Annotated in this window: 18 protein-coding genes; 9 read left to right on the top strand and 9 right to left on the bottom strand. The window is 36.3% G+C overall.

What is annotated here, in order from left to right; all coding sequences use genetic code 11:
- Position 1 precedes the first annotated feature (1 nt).
- On the bottom strand, positions 2-325 hold the full coding sequence (locus tag AN34_RS01435; RefSeq protein ID WP_029281519.1) for a heavy metal-binding domain-containing protein: 324 nt from the start codon (positions 323-325) through the stop codon (positions 2-4).
- 111 nt (positions 326-436) lie between these two features.
- A complete protein-coding gene (locus tag AN34_RS01430) occupies positions 437-958 on the bottom strand; it encodes a 5'-3'-deoxyribonucleotidase (protein ID WP_029281517.1) in 522 nt (173 codons plus the stop codon).
- Positions 959-1102: 144 nt separating this feature from the next.
- Here AN34_RS01430 and AN34_RS01425 point away from each other — a divergent pair, with 144 nt between their 5' ends.
- The 6 genes from AN34_RS01425 (at position 1103) to AN34_RS01400 (ending at position 5524) form a co-directional block, all read left to right on the top strand.
- Positions 1103-1663, top strand: a complete 561-nt coding sequence (locus tag AN34_RS01425; protein WP_029281515.1) for a 30S ribosomal protein S16 — start codon at positions 1103-1105, stop codon at positions 1661-1663.
- A gap of 174 nt (positions 1664-1837) precedes the next feature.
- The gene (rimM, locus tag AN34_RS01420; protein WP_029281514.1) at positions 1838-2365 is read left to right on the top strand and encodes a ribosome maturation factor RimM; all 528 of its coding nucleotides are present in this window, start codon (positions 1838-1840) and stop codon (positions 2363-2365) included.
- Positions 2366-2407: 42 nt separating this feature from the next.
- Positions 2408-3016 (top strand): hypothetical protein, encoded by a 609-nt coding sequence (locus AN34_RS01415; protein WP_029281513.1) that lies wholly within the window; start codon positions 2408-2410, stop codon positions 3014-3016.
- A gap of 46 nt (positions 3017-3062) precedes the next feature.
- Complete coding sequence (gene trmD, locus AN34_RS01410) at positions 3063-3737, top strand: tRNA (guanosine(37)-N1)-methyltransferase TrmD (RefSeq protein WP_029281512.1); 675 nt, start codon at positions 3063-3065, stop codon at positions 3735-3737.
- A 137-nt stretch (positions 3738-3874) separates the two neighbouring features.
- Complete coding sequence (gene rplS, locus AN34_RS01405) at positions 3875-4222, top strand: 50S ribosomal protein L19 (RefSeq protein ID WP_010600018.1); 348 nt, start codon at positions 3875-3877, stop codon at positions 4220-4222.
- Between the two features lie 126 nt (positions 4223-4348).
- Positions 4349-5524, top strand: coding sequence for a mechanosensitive ion channel family protein (locus tag AN34_RS01400; protein ID WP_029281511.1), 1176 nt, complete (start codon positions 4349-4351; stop codon positions 5522-5524).
- 760 nt (positions 5525-6284) lie between these two features.
- On the opposite strand, the gene AN34_RS01395 is transcribed toward AN34_RS01400, so the two are convergent.
- From AN34_RS01395 to AN34_RS01385, 3 genes are read right to left on the bottom strand one after another with little or no spacing between them, the layout of a single operon-like run.
- Positions 6285-6944, bottom strand: coding sequence for a phosphatidylserine decarboxylase family protein (locus AN34_RS01395; protein ID WP_029281510.1), 660 nt, complete (start codon positions 6942-6944; stop codon positions 6285-6287).
- A gap of 54 nt (positions 6945-6998) precedes the next feature.
- A complete protein-coding gene (hpt, locus tag AN34_RS01390) occupies positions 6999-7541 on the bottom strand; it encodes a hypoxanthine phosphoribosyltransferase (protein WP_029281509.1) in 543 nt (180 codons plus the stop codon).
- A 57-nt stretch (positions 7542-7598) separates the two neighbouring features.
- Positions 7599-9746 carry a transglycosylase domain-containing protein gene (locus AN34_RS01385; RefSeq protein WP_029281508.1) on the bottom strand — a complete coding sequence of 716 codons (2148 nt, stop codon included), beginning with the start codon at positions 9744-9746 and terminating at the stop codon, positions 7599-7601.
- A gap of 131 nt (positions 9747-9877) precedes the next feature.
- Between AN34_RS01385 and AN34_RS01380 the strand changes: the two genes are divergently transcribed.
- Genes AN34_RS01380 through AN34_RS01370 form a run of 3 tightly spaced genes read left to right on the top strand, consistent with a single transcriptional unit; the run spans position 9878 to position 11925 of the window.
- Complete coding sequence (locus AN34_RS01380; RefSeq protein WP_029281507.1) at positions 9878-10954, top strand: Mrp/NBP35 family ATP-binding protein; 1077 nt, start codon at positions 9878-9880, stop codon at positions 10952-10954.
- A gap of 34 nt (positions 10955-10988) precedes the next feature.
- The gene (locus AN34_RS01375) at positions 10989-11234 is read left to right on the top strand and encodes a NifU family protein (protein WP_029281506.1); all 246 of its coding nucleotides are present in this window, start codon (positions 10989-10991) and stop codon (positions 11232-11234) included.
- A 52-nt stretch (positions 11235-11286) separates the two neighbouring features.
- Positions 11287-11925 (top strand): hypothetical protein, encoded by a 639-nt coding sequence (locus AN34_RS01370; RefSeq protein ID WP_029281505.1) that lies wholly within the window; start codon positions 11287-11289, stop codon positions 11923-11925.
- 185 nt (positions 11926-12110) lie between these two features.
- Here the strand turns inward: AN34_RS01370 and def are convergent, their stop codons facing one another.
- From def to AN34_RS01350, 4 genes are all read right to left on the bottom strand, one after another.
- Positions 12111-12674: a peptide deformylase gene (gene def / locus AN34_RS01365; RefSeq protein WP_029281504.1), complete on the bottom strand. Its 564-nt coding sequence runs from the start codon at positions 12672-12674 to the stop codon at positions 12111-12113.
- A 146-nt stretch (positions 12675-12820) separates the two neighbouring features.
- Positions 12821-14053, bottom strand: coding sequence for a pitrilysin family protein (locus tag AN34_RS01360; RefSeq protein WP_029281503.1), 1233 nt, complete (start codon positions 14051-14053; stop codon positions 12821-12823).
- 26 nt (positions 14054-14079) lie between these two features.
- The gene (locus tag AN34_RS01355) at positions 14080-14532 is read right to left on the bottom strand and encodes a hypothetical protein (protein WP_029281502.1); all 453 of its coding nucleotides are present in this window, start codon (positions 14530-14532) and stop codon (positions 14080-14082) included.
- A gap of 90 nt (positions 14533-14622) precedes the next feature.
- Entirely contained in the window at positions 14623-16773 is a 2151-nt protein-coding gene (locus tag AN34_RS01350) for an oligopeptidase B (protein WP_029281501.1), read from the bottom strand.
- Positions 16774-16931 lie beyond the last annotated feature (158 nt).

Here is a 16931-nt window from a genome sequence, read left to right as displayed (position 1 = left end):
CTTAATCTTCTAAAATAACAGCTGTACCATTGGCACTTACCATTAACATACTTCCGCCACTGCCCACCGTTTCATAATCTAAATCTACACCCACAATAGCATTTGCGCCTAAAGCAGCAGCATATTGTTGCATTTCATTCACGGCAGTATCTTTTCCTTCACGCAAAACCCGCTCATAAGAGCTTGATCTTCCTCCAACAATATCTGTAATACCTGCAAACAAATCTTTAAAAATATTTGCGCCAATGATTGTTTCGCCTGTAACTAGACCAATATATTTAATAATTTTTCTGCCCTCAACCGTAGGCGTTGTGGTTACTAACATAGCTTGATTTTTTTAATATTAGAATATTTTACCGGTAAAATGTTACATGTATTTTAAATCAGATTTTATCTTAACTGATTTCTACCTATTTAGTTACCGCAAGATTTTATATTAAAGAAGTAAGCCTGCCACTTCCTCCCAGGTGTTTACCCTTTCATATTCAGTAACCAATAAATTATGTGGCGAGGTAAATAATAAAGGCCGGCCGGGAAAATTAACAAAGTTTTTAGTGCGGTCATCAATGATGATATCTGTACTCACAATTTTATTTCCGCAGAACATGATGTGTTGCCAATCAATAAATGGAAAATGTTCTGCCAGCCAGTCGTACTTATCTACCAGAGAATTTCTAAATTCCATGGCTGCGGAAACAATATAAACATCGTATTTTTCCTGCAATGCTTTAATCACACGCTGGCTATCTGCAATTACTTCTAAATCACGAAAAAAACCAGGCTCATTAATATATTCAAACCATTTTTGATTCACCTCTTGAGGAACATGATGGAAAATTTCGTTTCCGGCATCGATTTTCAAATCCAGTGGAACATTATAATCCCGGTTATATAGTTTAATGAATTTGCCAACAGCATCAGCAATTACTTCATCCATGTCAATCGCAATTTTTTCCATATCGTATGTGCAAATATTTTGAGCCAAATCTCCTGAAAATAAAGATATTAAACTATGTTTTTAATTTACAGTATTTTAGTTATCTTTGCAGCCCCGCAGTATGTAGCTCCGGGAACTATGTTGAATACATAAATACGAAAAGAAATGGCAACTAAAATCAGATTGCAAAGATTCGGTAAAAAAGGAAAGCCTTTTTTCCACGTTGTGGTAGCAGATTCTCGCTCTCCACGTGATGGTAAATTCATTGAGCGTTTAGGTTCTTATAACCCAAACACCAATCCTGCTACTATCGAAATTAACTTCGAAAAAACTTTAGCTTGGGTAAACAGTGGTGCACAACCAACTGATACAGCTCGTGCTATCCTATCTTACAAAGGTGTTTTATACAAAAAACACTTAGAAGGTGGTGTTAAAAAAGGTGCTTTAACACAAGAACAAGCTGACGAAAAATTCACTGCTTGGGTTGATGCTAAAGCTGGTAAAATCTCTGGTAAAACAGAAGGTTTAGCTACTTCTAAAGCAGATGTGCGTAAAGCAGCATTAGCAGCAGAAGCTAAGAAAAAAGAAGACAGAGCAGCAGCAATTGCAGCTAAAAATGCACCAGTTGCAGAAGAGGTTGTTGAAGAAGAAGCACCAGCTGCTGAAGCTGAAGCTACTGAAGAAGCACCTGCAGCAGAAACTACTAAAGAAGAAGGAGCAGAATAATTTTAATTATTTTGTTTCAAAAAATAGCGTTCCGAAATTCGGAACGCTATTTTTATTTAAGCAATTTTTTACACGTTCGTCATGCTGAACTTATTTCAGCATTTGTTTATTAAGATCCTGAAATAAATTCAGGATGACGGCCATAATTAAGCCCCTTTAGGGGTTTGGGGTAATATGAAACACGAAGAAGCATTTTACGTAGGTTACGTTACAAAAACAAGAGGTTTAAAAGGTGAAGTGCAAGTATTTTTCGAGTTTGATGAATACGAGCAACTTGAATTTGATATTGTTTTTGCCGATATGAATGGCAAACTTGTGCCCTACTTTGTTGCAGAATCAAAATTACAGGCAAATAAAACCGGCTATTTTAATTTTGATGATGTTGATCATATTGATAAGGCCCAGCCTTTATTGAAGAAGAAATTGTACTTGCCATTGAGCCAAAAGCCTGAGCGTGATGAAAGTGAATTTTTCTATACAGACCTGAAGGGCTTCATGGCCATTGATGAAACAATGGGTAAACTGGGCGAAATTTTAGAAGTAAATGAATATCCACAGCAATTTGTGGCAACAGTGATGTATCAGGAAACTGAAATTCTTTTCCCATTAAATGAAGATTTTATTGTTGAAATTGATGATGAAGAAAAAATCCTGACACTGGATTTACCTGAGGGTTTGCTGGATGTTTATCTGGCAACATAAGGTTCATAATTATCAGTTTTTTTTCTTGATCGTTTAGTATTTATGAAACGTTTATTTATTATCGCTATAGCATTTGTGTTGGTCAGTTGCAATCAAAGTAAGCAACCTGACAATCAAACCAAAGCAGCAAAACTAAGGCAGGTAAAAACTCAAAGAGATACAATAGAAACGGTAGCTTTAGGCATTTTAAAGGCTTTAAAAATAAAAGATTATAAGTCATTTGCCTCCCATTTCCATCCAGTTGATGGAGTCCGTTTTTCGCCTTATGGCTTTATAGATCAAACACATAAACATGTATTGGCAAAAGATTTTTTAGAAGCCATTGATAAAAACTGGACTCTTACCTGGGGCCACTTTGATAATAGCGGGATGGCTATTAAAATGAAGGTTAAGCCTTATTTAGAGAAGTTTATTTATGATGCAGATTATTTAAACGCCGATGAAAAAAGCTACGATGAATTTATAGGTCGGGGTAATACCATTAATAATTTAAAAGAAAGTTACCCACAGCTTCATTTTACAGAATATTATTTTAAAGGTACTGACGAAAAGTACAAAGGCCTGGATTGGAAAAGCCTGCGTTTTGTGTTTAAAAAGCAAGGAGATGCTTATTACATTGTTGCTGTGATTCATGATCAATGGACGGTTTAGTTTGCCCCAGCTGAAAACTCCCAATTCAAAACTTTATATTTGCGCCATGCGTTTCGATATTATAACGGTGCTGCCTGCACTATTAGAAAGTCCTTTTGCTCATTCCATTTTACAGCGGGCCCAAAAAAAAGGCATTGCTGAAATTGTTGTGCATAATTTACGGGATTATTCTACCAGCAAACAAAAGAGTGTAGATGATTATCAATATGGAGGTGGAAGTGGAATGGTAATGAGTATTGAACCTTTTGCGGCCTGTATTGAGAAGCTTCAGGCCGAAAGGCAATATGATGAGATTATCTTCATGAGTCCGGATGGCGTAACGCTCAATCAGAGCACTGCTAACGAACTATCCATTAAAACGAACATCATTATTCTTTGTGGTCATTATAAGGGGATAGATCAACGCATTCGGGATATTTTTGTAACCCGGGAGATATCTGTTGGAGATTATGTGTTAAGCGGCGGAGAATTACCGGCTGCTATTGTTGTAGATGCTGTTGTTCGTTTAATTCCTGGTGTTTTAAATGATGAAACATCTGCCCTATCCGATAGTTTTCAGGGGGAGCTTTTAGATGCTCCGGTTTATACCCGACCGGCAGATTGGCGGGGCTATAAAGTGCCGGATGTTTTATTAAGCGGACATGAGGCAAAAGTGAATGAATGGCGGCATGAACAGGCACTGGAACGAACCAGGCTACGCCGTCCTGACCTTTTGGAATAGAAGAGTTTACACAGGCTTAATGTGGAATTCTAAAAGATTGTGGAAAAAATAAAATTAGTTTTTTTAATTGAAAAAAAATCCCTAATATTGCAATCCGAATTTCACGGGTTGAAATATCGATTTAATAGCTTAAAATCATGGATTTAGTAAAATTTGTTGAAGAGCAGGCCATCGCGAAAAAAGATTTTCCTGCGTTCAAGTCTGGCGATACAGTGAGCGTACACTATAAAATTCGCGAAGGTAATAAAGAACGTGTTCAAATTTACCAAGGTGTTGTAATCCAACGTAACAGTGCAGGTGCTAACGAAACTTTCACCGTTCGTAAAATCAGCAACGGTGTTGGTGTTGAGCGTATTTTCCCTTTTAACTCTCCAAACATTGAGAAAGTTGAAGTGAATAGCTATGGTAAAGTTCGTAGAGCGAAATTATTCTACTTACGTGCTTTAACTGGTAAAGCTGCTCGTATCAAATCTTTGAGAAAATAATATTCTTTATTATAAGATATAGCCTCCACGATTCATTTCGTGGAGGTTTTTTTGTTTAAAGTATTTTAACTATCAGGTTAGAATTAACAGAGATGAATAACCTTTATAAGGATTAAATTTGTGGATATGTTAGATGCAGCATTTTTCGATCAGGTATTTTGGGGTAATACGGTAAAAGCCTATTGCCTTTTTGGTGCAATCCTTTTCTTCGGGATTATCCTAAAAAGAATTATTTCAAAGCTTTTAAGTAAGCTTTTATTTATGCTCTTCAAAAATTTTTCACAGCAATCTCATGATGATGCTTTTGTAGCGTTACTGATCAAACCCATTTCATTGCTGATTCAGTTAACCACTATGTACCTCGCTATTAACCAATTAAAGCACCCGCTTGAAGTGGCCATATTTCATTACAGAAAGCTGGTGGGAAAAGTTAAAATAGCTGTACCGGTAAGTTTAGGTGATTGTATTGACCGGATTTTTCTTTTTCTGATTATTCTCTCCATATTCTGGATTATTTTAAGAATTATCGATTTTATTAGCCACGTATTATTATTCAAAGCATCATTAACCAGCAATAAATCAGATGATCAATTGGTTCCTTTCCTCAAAGAATTGTTCAAAACGCTAGTTATCTTTATTGGTTTTTTTACCCTTTTAGGTTTCGTTTTTGAAGTCAATGTGTTAACACTTATTACTGGTTTAGGAATTGGCGGTATTGCTATTGCACTGGCTGCAAAAGAGAGTCTGGAAAACCTGATCGGATCGTTTACCATTTTTCTGGATAAACCTTTCGTAGTTGGCGATTTGGTTAAAGTGGACGGTGTAGAAGGAACGGTAGAGAAAGTTGGCTTCAGAAGTACCAGAATTCGCACATCTGAACGTACAATGGCAACTATCCCTAACCGAGGGATGATTGATGGTGTTTTGGAAAACCTTTCGCTTAGAAATTCCCGTAAGGTCTCTTTTATTATCGGTCTCACCTATGAAACCACTTCAGAGTCATTAAGAAAAATTATTACGGAAATTGAAAGTTATATCAACAACCACAATGGTACCAGTGATGATGGCAATGCATCATTTAAAAGTTTTGGCGATTCTGGTTTAAATATAGAAGTAAATTATTTTGTAACCGTACTAACTTATAGTGATTTCCTTAAAATACGGCAAGAAATTAACTTGGTGATTATGGATATCGTAATCAACAACAAATCTGATTTTGCATACCCTACCCAGCGTCTAATTAGTGATCGCCCAATTGCTCCTGAGGTAGAAAAGGAAGTTGGTAATGACGCTGTAGATTAAATTGCTTATAAACCTCGAGTCGATTTATTAATTTAACTAATTCGCTTAGGGCGATCCTCATGCTGAATTTATTTCAGCATCTTTTCTGTAAAATAGACTCTGAAATGCATTCAGGCAATGATCACTATAGCTACCGCATTAAGCACTGTCTATAAACAATCGCTATAGCTACCAGGTCATCCTGAACTTGATTCAGGACCTTATTAATCATTTGACAAATCATAACAAATCCATATCTTCAATGAAAACAAAATATGGAAAGAGGTGGCTGTGTGTACGTTTTAACGAACTTTAACAACACTGTTCTATACATTGGTGTCACTTCAGACCTCTACAATTAAATTATCGAGAACCACGAAAAGAAATATCCTTACTCTTTTACGGCTAAATACGGTTGTAATAAACATATACTATGAATAGTTTTCGATTATAACAGAAGAGATTGGCCTAGAGAAAACAGTTGAAGAACTGGAAACGGGAATGGAAGATTAAGCTAATTCAATCTGAAAATTACTTTTGGGATGATCTTTTTGAAAGTTTGGAGTTAGATAAATCCTGAGAAATAAGTTCAGGAGGACGACCGTTCATAGTTCGTGTATTAAGACTCTGTAAACAATAACTGCATTAAACGCTAATGACGACTAAAATTTATTATATAGAATATCCTAAAGAGATATAAACCACCGCTCAGATATTTAAATAAATAAGAAAGCCGACTTAGCATAAACTAAATCGGCTTTCTTTATAGCTATTATATGTCTTAACTTAGTGTCGCAAGCGTGGTAATACCACCTTTTACTACCTGGTTAAGTTCAACATTCACTTTGGTTCCAACGGGTAAGAAAACATCCACTCTCGATCCAAATTTAATAAAACCAAATTGCTCCGTCTGTACAACCTGATCTCCTTCTTTTACATACCAAACAATTCTACGGGCCAAAGCGCCTGCAATTTGGCGGAACAAAACAGAAGTACCATTTTTATGTTCAACCACAGTAGTGGTGCGTTCATTTTCTGTTGAAGATTTAGGGTTCCAGGCGGCTAAATATTTACCTGGATGGTATTTAAAAAACTTAACCACACCTGAAATAGGATTTCGGTTAATATGCACGTTTACGGGAGACATAAAAATCGACACCTGTAATCTTTTATCTTTGAAATATTCACCTTCTTCTGTCTCTTCAATTACTACAACTTTTCCATCTGCAGGGCAAATAACCAGATTTTCGCCATTAGAAAAACTCCGGCTTGGGTTGCGAAAAAACTGAAGCACAATCAGAAATAATGCTGCTGAGAAAATATAGATAAACCATCTCAACCAAGTGATGTCGTAGTATTTATAATCAACAACGGCATTGATCACGAAAATGAGTAAAATGGTTATGGCTATTGTGGTATAACCTTCCTTATGTATGGTCATGGTGTTAAAATTATTGGGCAAAGGTGCAAAAAATAAATTAATCCCATTTAAAAATTATGCCTCAGTTGCTCTGTAGATATCTATCAGGTTTCTTCCCAAGCCATTATAATCTAATCCATAACCTACAACAAATTCATTTGGAATTTCAAACCCAATATAAGCCAGATCCTCAATTTCATATTTTAAGGCTGTTGGTTTGAGTAAAAGAGATGCAACTTTAACTGATGCTGGATTTTTCTCCTTGATGGTTTTTAGAATATGTGTGAGTGTTAATCCCGTATCTACAATATCTTCAACTATAATGATATCTCTGTCTTTAATATTAGCTGGTAAGCCAATTAATTCTTTTACCTGACCAGAACTGGAAGTACCTTCATAAGATGCCACACGCATAAATGCCACCTCACATGGGATATTAACTTCTTTGATGAGATCGGCCATGAATAAGAAACTCCCGTTTAGTACACCGATAAATAACGGACATTTGTTTTCATAATCCACATTCATTTGAATGCCCATTAATCGGATTCTTTTATTAATGGTATCATTCTCTAAAAAGATCTCAAATTCTTTATCCTCTACCTGTATTTTGTGCATTCTTTTTTTGTAATGTTTAATGTAATGTTGGACGATTCATTTCTTAGCTGAAAACTTTTAAAGTCCTTTTTCCAGCTCTTTTTCTCGTCTTCGCTGTTCTCTCCGCTCCTGTCTCAATTGTTTTTTTGTTTTTGTAGTGTCAGCAGTTTTAACACTTGAGGTGTCATTCTTACGCCCGCCAAAAATACGATCGAAAAGGTTTTTATTATTATCCTGCATAATTACAGGTGGCATTCCTTCATCATCATCGCCATCAAATGCTGAGGTATCCACGGCGGAAGTGTCTGGTGCCAGGTACTGACGTAAACCTTCTCTTAAGCGAACATTATAAAATCCATAACCAGAAGTATCAGCAGGTGTTAAACCTCGTCTGGCCATAATGTTTCCCATAAATCTAAAATAGTTAAACATATAAGGTTTCAGGCCACCGCCAGCCATAAACTTGTACATTGCTGCTTTAGGTTTTGGAACAATACTGGCTAAAAATAATCCGTCGCCAATAGTTAAATCAGCAGGTTGCTTGCCAAAGTAATATCTTGATGCTTCGCCAATGCCGTAAATGTTTTTTCCAAGTTCCATGATGTTGAAATAAACTTCCAGCATTCTGTTCTTGCTCACCAGGTGATTATGTTCGATAAGCCATACAATGAGAATTTCTTCAGCTTTCCGGGCCAATGTTTTCTGGCGACTGAGGTAAACGTTTTTAACCAACTGCATGCTGATGGTACTTCCGCCCCGTTTAAATTTCTTTTCCTTATAATTTACGGCAATTGATTTTCGGATTGATTCTTCAACAAAACCATTATGGGTAAAGAAGGATGGATCTTCTGCAGTTAGCACAGCATTGATAAAGTTTTTTGAAATCTGATTTAATGGTGTAAAGTTATGGTTAGCTGGGCCGATGGTGATATCACGCATGGGTTTACCATATTCATAAGGTGTGTAAACAAATGGGCTATTAATTTTTTGCAGATCTGTTTTGCCCCACTTCGTAATTTTAAAATCAACAGGGGTTAATGTTGAATTAAAGCGAACGCTATCCGGTATTTTAGTGTCCAGATAAAAATTAAGGTTGTATTTTACCTTTCCCTGAACCTTTAAACCTTCCAGAGATTCAAATAAACCTTGAGGAAAAGCATTCAGAACAGATTGTGCATCCTGTTCGGGAGCATTGAGTTTGAGTTCGTAAATTTTATTTTTTCCTAAGGTATATTTAATAAAAGGATGTATTTCTGCATTTCTTAAATAAGCTGTAGAACTGCTATCTAAGGCGATGTAGTTCGGGCCTACCAAAATATCAGCATCTAATTTTGCACTTTGAACAATAATATCATTGGAGGCAATTCTAGGCTGGTTAATTAGCATATTTTTAACAGACCATGAACCAGATATTTTGTAATCACTGCCACTGTATTTTGCATTTTTTAGCTCTGTTTGCAGGGTATCAAAACTTAGCTTGGCATGAAGCTTATTATTGAGATAAGGCAATTCAAGTTTTTTTCCATCTGCATAGGCCGTGAAGCTTAATTCTTTGCTGCCCGGATTTACATAGCCATCAATATGCCAGGTAGATTCTCCATTGTTAACGTTAATGGTCGATTTTAAGTCACCACCATCAATTACAGCAACCGTTGCAAAACTAAGTTTCGCTGTATCATGATCATTAAACTTAAAAACCATATTTTTCACATCCATGTCATCAGGAATTTTATATAAAACCTGATTAAGGATGTTGTTGGCAATTTCTGCCAGATTTGATTTTCCTTTATTTTCTGTGCTATCCTTTTTCTTCCTTTTTAAAATAAAATCGATGTTTGTCGTAGAATCTTTCAAGACAACACTAACAAAGCCATCTCTCATTTCTACCTCAGATAGTTTAACATTTCCAAAGATTAGTGGAAATAACTTCACACCAATGCTCAATTCTCCAATGTTGGAAAGGGTATCCCGTTCTTTTGGAACTACAGAAATAGCGGTCATTTTTACGGTGCTCAAACCTGTAAATCCGGCAGAGCCGATCTTCACTTCCAGTCCGTAATCTTTATCTGCCTTCGCTATTGCCTTAGCCACCATTTTCTTTAACAAGGCCTCTCGTTTCGAATAGGCAACAGCTCCTAAAGAAATACAAACAATTAAAAAAACACCTAAAACCCAGGCTCCGATTTTTAAATATTTTTTGGGGATCTTGATTTTTGGTATTTGCATATAGTCGTAAAAATGGTTAATTGCTTAAACGTAACAATTAAATGTTTATTTCGTGTTAAAATTACAGTTTAAAAGCCTAAATAAAAGTATATGTAGCGATGTTTTGTTAATTTTGAATTTAAATTAATACAATGCAAATTACCCCGCAACAAGTTTTAGATGCACTTAAGAATGTAGAAGATCCTGATCTTAAAAAAGATTTGGTCACCTTAAACATGATTAAGGATTTAAAAATTACTGATCAGCATATAAGTTTTACGTTAGAGCTTACTACACCGGCCTGCCCGATGAAGGAAATGCTTAAAAACGCATGTACCAACGCCATTAAACACTTCGTTTCAGCCACCGCTGAAATCAGTATTAATGTTACTTCAAGAGTCACTCAGCCTGTAAATTCATCTTCACTGGATAACATCAAAAATATTATTTTGGTTTCATCAGGCAAAGGGGGTGTGGGTAAATCTACGGTATCCAGTAATCTGGCTGTGGTATTGGCTAAAGATGGTGCCAAGGTGGGGTTAATTGATGCTGATATTTATGGCCCCTCAGTACCAACCATGTTTGATTTAGTTGATGCCAAACCAGGTGCTGAAGAAATGGCAGATGGAAAAACAAAAATCATTCCTATTGAGAAATATGGCATTAAGGTTTTATCCCTTGGGTTTTTCGCAGATCCTGGTCAGCCAGTGCCTTGGCGAGGGCCAATGGCTTCAAATGCTGTAAAACAACTTTTTAATGATACCAATTGGGGAGAACTCGATTATTTAATTGTAGATCTTCCTCCCGGTACCGGAGATATTCACATTACCATTACACAAAGTTTCCCTATATCGGGGGCGGTTGTAGTTACCACGCCTCAGCAGGTTGCATTAGCCGATACACATAAAGGGCTTGCCATGTTCCAGATGCCCGGGATTAATATTCCAATATTAGGTGTAGTGGAAAACATGTCTTATTTTACACCTGAAGAATTACCTGATAATAAATATTATATCTTCGGTAAAGGTGGCGGAACTAAACTCGCAGAGCGATTTGATGTGCCGTTTTTAGGCGAAATTCCAATTATTCAAAGTATTTCTGAGGCAGGAGATAACGGGAAACCAGTAGCACTAAACCAAAATCCTTTGCTTGATGTTATCTTTGGAAATATCGCAAGTAAAATTGCACAGCAGATATCCATCAATAATGCACAAATGGTGAAGTGCTAAAAAATTACTATTTTTATATTTTAAAAAACCAATAATGAATTTAACAGAACAAGTAGAACAGGCATTGGAAACTATCAGGCCATATTTAAAGGCTGATGGAGGTGATGTTTCTGTTGAAGAAATTACAGCTGATGGTACAGTAAAGCTTAAGTTATTGGGCAACTGTGGCTCATGCCCAATGAGTTTTATGACGATGAAATCGGGTATTGAACAAGCCATTATGAAAGCTGTACCTCAAATTACTTCAGTAGTTGCCGTAAACATGGCAGAGCAAGATTAGCTTTAACAATATTTAACAAGGAAGTTTTGTTATTAAAATTACTTTTGTCTCAATGAGATATTGTGTTACCCTAATTTGCTTATTTTTTTCCTTTGCCAGTTTTGCACAACAGAAGCCGGCCAGGGAAAAGCTTATCCAATTTTCAGGAATTATTTCAGATATCGATAGTTCAAATGTAATCCCTTACGTAACCATTACCAACCTATCGGCAAACAGTAAACGTGTTGCCGCAGATTATCGTGGTTATTTTACCTTTATTGTTAATCCTGGTGATACCATTTTATTCACTGCAATTGGCTATAAAAAATTCTCTACTGTAATTCCGGAAGGTACACCAGACAGTAAGTATACGATTATGGTTAAGTTAAAATCCAACGTAATTGATTTACCCTCTGTTCGCGTTTTTCCGTGGGCAACTACAGAAGAATTTACGCGTGAATTTTTATCCATGAAACTGGCTGATGATGATATGGCGATTGCCAAAAAGAATCTCTCCCGTTCATCGATAGATGGTTTGATCCAGACTTTACCTCGTGATGGACAGGAAATAAGCAGTCAGAATTATCGATACAACTTCGATAGGATGGTTAATAAAAACATGGTACAAACCAATCCTTTATTAAATCCTTTTGCCTGGGGTAAATTGATGCAACAGATTTTTGACGGCGATAAGAAGCGAAGTGAGAATTAAGTCTGGAGTCTCTAGTTCGGAGTCTGGAGTCTTGGGCATTCAACCCAAAGCGTCGTCATTTCGAGCAGGCTTTTTCAGCTGACGAAGCAATCTGTTTTGTGATTGGGATTACTTCATTCCTCGGCAATAACGATAAATAAAGAAGGGAAAACGTTTCCATTTTCCCTCTTATATTTGAATAAAATCTATCTTTTTTTGCTCTTATTTAAGAACTTCATTTTATAATCAGTTTTGATATTCCCTTTTGAAATGGCATCCAGCTTGCTTTTTAACATGGTTTTGCGCAGGACACTTATTTTATCAGTGAATAATTTGCCTTCAATATGATCATACTCATGCTGGATGACACGGGCTGGCATTCCATCTACATCATCGGTATGTTCTATAAAGTTTTCGTCCAGGTAAGTTACCTTAATGTTTGGTTTGCGTGATACATTTTCACGAATATCAGGAATGCTCAAACAGCCTTCATTAAACAACCAAGCCTCGCCGGTTTCTTCTAGAATTTTAGCGTTAATGAATACCTTTTTATAACCTGGAGTTCCATCTTCTTCGTCTTCACTAATGTCTACAATAAATAAACGGATGGGTAAACCAATTTGTGGTGCAGCCAAGCCAACACCATTTGCGTAATACATGGTATCGAACATGTCGCTGATCAGCTTTTCTAATTCTGGGTAATCTTTATCAATGTCGGTTGCGATCTTTTTTAAAATCGGATCTCCGTAAGCAACTATAGGTAATTTCATGATGTAATATATTATGTCGTCCGCTATTGTAAGGTACGAAGCAATCAATGCGCTGGGTTAACTGGCGATCGTTACAAGGATTGCTTTGTGCCTCACAATGACGAAAAAATCAAGCATTGCAAAGGTATTTTTTACAAAAATAACAATTATTCCGCTATCGGCGAGAAAGTAAAAATGTTAAGCTTTTCTATGTCTAAAACCTCATCAGCGATTTCAGCAATTTGCCGGGTATTTACCGCATTTATTTTTTCAAAAACCGTTTCAAGCGAATCAATTTTATCATGATTAATTAAGCTTTTTGCCATTGAAATGATTAATCCGATTCTATTTTCTTCTCCTAAAGCAATCTGACCAATAAATTTGTTTTTAGCTTTTTGTAATTGAAGATCATTCAGTGGCTTTTCTCTTAGTTTTTTTATTTCTTTAAAAATCAGAGACAAAGCTTTTGCTTGTTTTTCTTTATCTGTTCCGAAATAGATGGAGAAGATTCCTGTGTCACTAAGTGGTGAAAAATTTGATTCGATGGTATAGGCTATGCCATATTTTTCTCTGATTTGCAGGTTTAATACGGAACTCATTCCATTACCGCCAAAATAATTATTTAGCAGCATTAATCCGACCTTTTTTTCCTGGTATGTTGAATAAGTTTGTGTTCCTAATATGCAGTGCGCCTGCATAATCGGTTTGTATATGGTGGTTGTGGTTGGCTTTAAAATGTCTGGTTTAGTTCTGTGTTTTTCTGGTATATTTTTTTCAACATCTCCAAAGTGTTTAATGCCTTTATTAACCACACTATTCAGACTATAATTCCCGATCACTGCCACCACGATTTCATTGGTTCTGTAGTTTGCTTTCCTGAAAGCAATCACATCTTCTCTAGTGAAATTTTGAACAGAATCAATAGTGCCTAAGATATTATTACCTAGCGGATGACCGGCAAAAAGCATATCTTCAAAATCATCATTAATGGCCTCTTCAGGTTGGTCTAAATAGGAAGCAATTTCATCTAAAATTACACTCTTTTCTTTATCCATTTCCTCTTCGGGGAAGGTGGAATGAAAGATAATATCGTTAAAAAGATCTAGTGTCCGGTCTAAATAGGGATTTAAAAAGGAAGCATGAACGCAGGTATATTCTTTAGTTGTATAGGCATTTAAATCAGCTCCTACACTTTCCAACCGATTTAAAATCTGATTGGTACTGCGTTTTTCGGTGCGCTTAAAAATTAAATGCTCAATAAAATGTGCTAAGCCGGCTTTATGTTCAGCCTCATCGCGGGAACCGCTGTTGATAATGATGCAGGCATGTGAGATGGCTGAGGCCGATGGTACGTGCAACAAGCGAATGCCATTGGGTAAAGTGTGAACATTGTATTCCATTGACCGGCAAAGATAGGGCTAATTGATTACAATGTTTCGGTATCTGGATATTGCAATTGTAAAGCGGATATCAATTTATCTTTGGTAGGCCGATTGCGAATGAGGAAAATTAGGTTCACTGCGGCAAAAATTAAAAAGAATGCATTTTGTGATACAAATGTGCCTACAAGATTAAAAAGAGCACCTCCTTCTAATAATGCTGAACTCACAACAAAAGCCGTTTGATATTGATTTATTTTTGAATCAACAGCGGCAGCCTGATCTATTTTTGCAAGTAAGTTTTTAAATGCAATAAGGCTCACAGAGAGCGAAATTAACCCTACAATTGGAAATATGGGGTTGAAAGGTGCAGTATTCGCCGGATTGGCATCAAAATACAATTGATTTCTATTAATTAAAATAGTTACAATAGCAAATAGGAAGACAAAAAAGCATAATGCCAGGTGAATCATTTGAAGCGGTTTTAATTTAGCATTCATTAGTGATCTTTTATACTATATGTGAAAAGGATAAGCTGAGCGAGTTAAAGAACAATTAATTTTTCAACTCACTCAACTTTTATATTGTTATTACTTCTTAATCCCTTCTAATTTAAAAAAGAAGGCGTATCCTAATGCTTCTTCCTTTAAATAATCGAAACGGCCAGATGCACCACCATGTCCAAATTCCATATTGGTTTTAAGGAACAACACATTTTTATCTGTTTTCATTGCACGCAATTTGGCCACCCATTTTGCAGGTTCAAAATACTGTACCTGACTGTCATGCAAACCCGTAGTTACCAGCATATTTGGATAGGCTTTCTTCTCTACATTTTCATAAGGAGAATAGCTTTTCATGTATTCATAAGCATCTTTTTTCTTTGGATTTCCCCATTCATCAAACTCATTCGTGGTTAATGGAATGCTTTCATCCAACATCGTGTTAACTACATCTACAAAAGGAACATCCGCAATTACACCATTCCATAAGTCTGGTGCCATATTTACAACAGCTCCCATCAGTAAGCCACCGGCACTTCCTCCATTGGCATACAAATGACCCTTTGAAGTATATTTTTGATCAATCAAGTATTCACCGGCGGCAATAAAATCAGTAAAGGTGTTTTTCTTTTTCATTAGTTTACCATCCTCATACCATTGGCGCCCCATTTCTTGTCCGCCACGAATGTTTGCAATGGCGAAAACAAAACCCCGATCTAAAAGGCTTAAGCGAACGGAAGAAAAATAGACATCAGAATTTGCGCCATATGAGCCATATCCATAAAGCAGCAATGGTGATTGACCATTTTTTTCAAAACCTTTTTTGTATACCAAAGCAACTGGGATTTTGGTACCATCTTTTGCGGTTGCAAAAATACGCTCTGTTACATAATCCCTAGGATTGTAACCTCCCACAACCTCTTGCTGTTTCATCAATTTCTGATCTTTTTTCTCCAAATCATAATCATAAACCGAACTTGGTGTAGTTAAAGAGGTATAAGAATAGCGTAAGGTTTTACTATTATATTCAGGGTTAGCACCAACGCCAGCATCATAAGCCGGTTCATCAAACTTAATGTAATAATCGCCACCATTTTTCTTCAAAACTCGCAATTCTGTTAAACCATTTTTGCGTTCAGATAGAACAGTATAATCTTTAAATTCCTCTGCACTTTCTAACAATACATCAGCTCGATGTGGAATAACTTCCTTCCAGTTTTCTTTTTCTGTTTTATCTAGCGGACATTCCATTAATCTAAAGTTCTTAGCCTTCCAATTGGTTAGGATTAGAAATTTTCCATCAACAGGCATTATATCATACAAAACATCCTTAGAGCGGGCAGCAAAAACTTTAAAATCAGCTTCTGGATGATCAGCATCAATCATTTTATATTCTGAGGTCAGGGTACCTTGCGAGGCTACAAAAATGTATTTTCCGTTTTTAGACTTGCCTACACCGATATAGTTTGTATTGTCTTTTTCATCATAAACCACCACATCGGCTTTTTCATTGGTACCGAGGGTGTGTTTTTTTATCTTTTCACTTAATAGCGTAACCGGATTTTTCGAAGTATAAAATAAAGTTTTATTGTCATTTGCCCAAGCACCCGGACCTTCGGTGTTGGTGATGGCATCTTTATAAATTTCGCCGGTTTCCAAATTTTTAACCTGAATGGTATATTGCCTGCGTGAAACCTTATCCACACCATAAGCCAGCAATTTATTATCCGGACTAACTTTAAAACCTGTTGCACTAAAGTAGGCATGGCCTTTTGCCATTTCATCAACATCTAAAAGTACTTCCTCAGGAGCGGTTAAACTGCCTTTTTTCCTGCAGTATTTAAAGTATTGCTTACCCTCTTCTGTACGGGAATAATAAAAATATCCATTCCTGAAAACGGGCACGGATTCATCTTTTTCCTTAATCCGAGCTTTCATTTCTTTAAACAAATCAGCCTGAAAAGCATCGGTGCTCTTCATCATCTCATCCAGATATTGATTTTCGGCTTTTAGATAATTTACCACTTTCGTACTATCCGGTCCTTTTTTAAAGTAATCAATCATCCAGTAATAATTATCTACTACTGTATCGCCGTGAATTATTCTTTTGTGCGGAATAATTTCCGCGATAGGTGCCTTTACATCAGGCCATTTTATAGGTTCCATTTCTTTCTTTTGCGGGTGATTACATGCTGAAATTGCACTGAGCAAGATCAGGGAGGGTAAAATACGTTTCATGTTTGGTTCAGGATTAGGTGAATGCAATTTAATGAAATAGTTTATTAGTTTAATGGTCATTGGTTCATAAGTGATTAATAGGATTTGAATGCCAAACGCCCAAGTTCAAACTAATTATCATTTTCGTAAAAATCCATGCTGCTCATTGATAATGATCT

Origin of the sequence: Pedobacter sp. R20-19, from assembly GCF_000708265.2 — a bacterium.
In the GTDB taxonomy this organism is placed as follows: Bacteria; Bacteroidota; Bacteroidia; order Sphingobacteriales; family Sphingobacteriaceae; genus Pedobacter.
Note: the sequence above shows the minus strand (reverse complement) of the source record. Positions and strands in the feature narration are given on the sequence as shown.

Excerpts from the sequence above, each read along its gene's own strand:
- AN34_RS01435 (WP_029281519.1), bottom strand. The coding sequence starts at position 325 with ATGTTAGTAACCACAACGCCTACGGTTGAGGGCAGAAAAATTATTAAA.
- AN34_RS01430 (WP_029281517.1), bottom strand. The coding sequence starts at position 958 with ATGGAAAAAATTGCGATTGACATGGATGAAGTAATTGCTGATGCTGTT.
- AN34_RS01425 (WP_029281515.1), top strand. The coding sequence starts at position 1,103 with ATGGCAACTAAAATCAGATTGCAAAGATTCGGTAAAAAAGGAAAGCCT.
- rimM (WP_029281514.1), top strand. The coding sequence starts at position 1,838 with ATGAAACACGAAGAAGCATTTTACGTAGGTTACGTTACAAAAACAAGA.
- AN34_RS01415 (WP_029281513.1), top strand. The coding sequence starts at position 2,408 with ATGAAACGTTTATTTATTATCGCTATAGCATTTGTGTTGGTCAGTTGC.
- trmD (WP_029281512.1), top strand. The coding sequence starts at position 3,063 with ATGCGTTTCGATATTATAACGGTGCTGCCTGCACTATTAGAAAGTCCT.
- rplS (WP_010600018.1), top strand. The coding sequence starts at position 3,875 with ATGGATTTAGTAAAATTTGTTGAAGAGCAGGCCATCGCGAAAAAAGAT.
- AN34_RS01400 (WP_029281511.1), top strand. The coding sequence starts at position 4,349 with ATGTTAGATGCAGCATTTTTCGATCAGGTATTTTGGGGTAATACGGTA.
- AN34_RS01395 (WP_029281510.1), bottom strand. The coding sequence starts at position 6,944 with ATGACCATACATAAGGAAGGTTATACCACAATAGCCATAACCATTTTA.
- hpt (WP_029281509.1), bottom strand. The coding sequence starts at position 7,541 with ATGCACAAAATACAGGTAGAGGATAAAGAATTTGAGATCTTTTTAGAG.
- AN34_RS01385 (WP_029281508.1), bottom strand. The coding sequence starts at position 9,746 with ATGCAAATACCAAAAATCAAGATCCCCAAAAAATATTTAAAAATCGGA.
- AN34_RS01380 (WP_029281507.1), top strand. The coding sequence starts at position 9,878 with ATGCAAATTACCCCGCAACAAGTTTTAGATGCACTTAAGAATGTAGAA.
- AN34_RS01375 (WP_029281506.1), top strand. The coding sequence starts at position 10,989 with ATGAATTTAACAGAACAAGTAGAACAGGCATTGGAAACTATCAGGCCA.
- AN34_RS01370 (WP_029281505.1), top strand. The coding sequence starts at position 11,287 with ATGAGATATTGTGTTACCCTAATTTGCTTATTTTTTTCCTTTGCCAGT.
- def (WP_029281504.1), bottom strand. The coding sequence starts at position 12,674 with ATGAAATTACCTATAGTTGCTTACGGAGATCCGATTTTAAAAAAGATC.
- AN34_RS01360 (WP_029281503.1), bottom strand. The coding sequence starts at position 14,053 with ATGGAATACAATGTTCACACTTTACCCAATGGCATTCGCTTGTTGCAC.
- AN34_RS01355 (WP_029281502.1), bottom strand. The coding sequence starts at position 14,532 with ATGAATGCTAAATTAAAACCGCTTCAAATGATTCACCTGGCATTATGC.
- AN34_RS01350 (WP_029281501.1), bottom strand. The coding sequence starts at position 16,773 with ATGAAACGTATTTTACCCTCCCTGATCTTGCTCAGTGCAATTTCAGCA.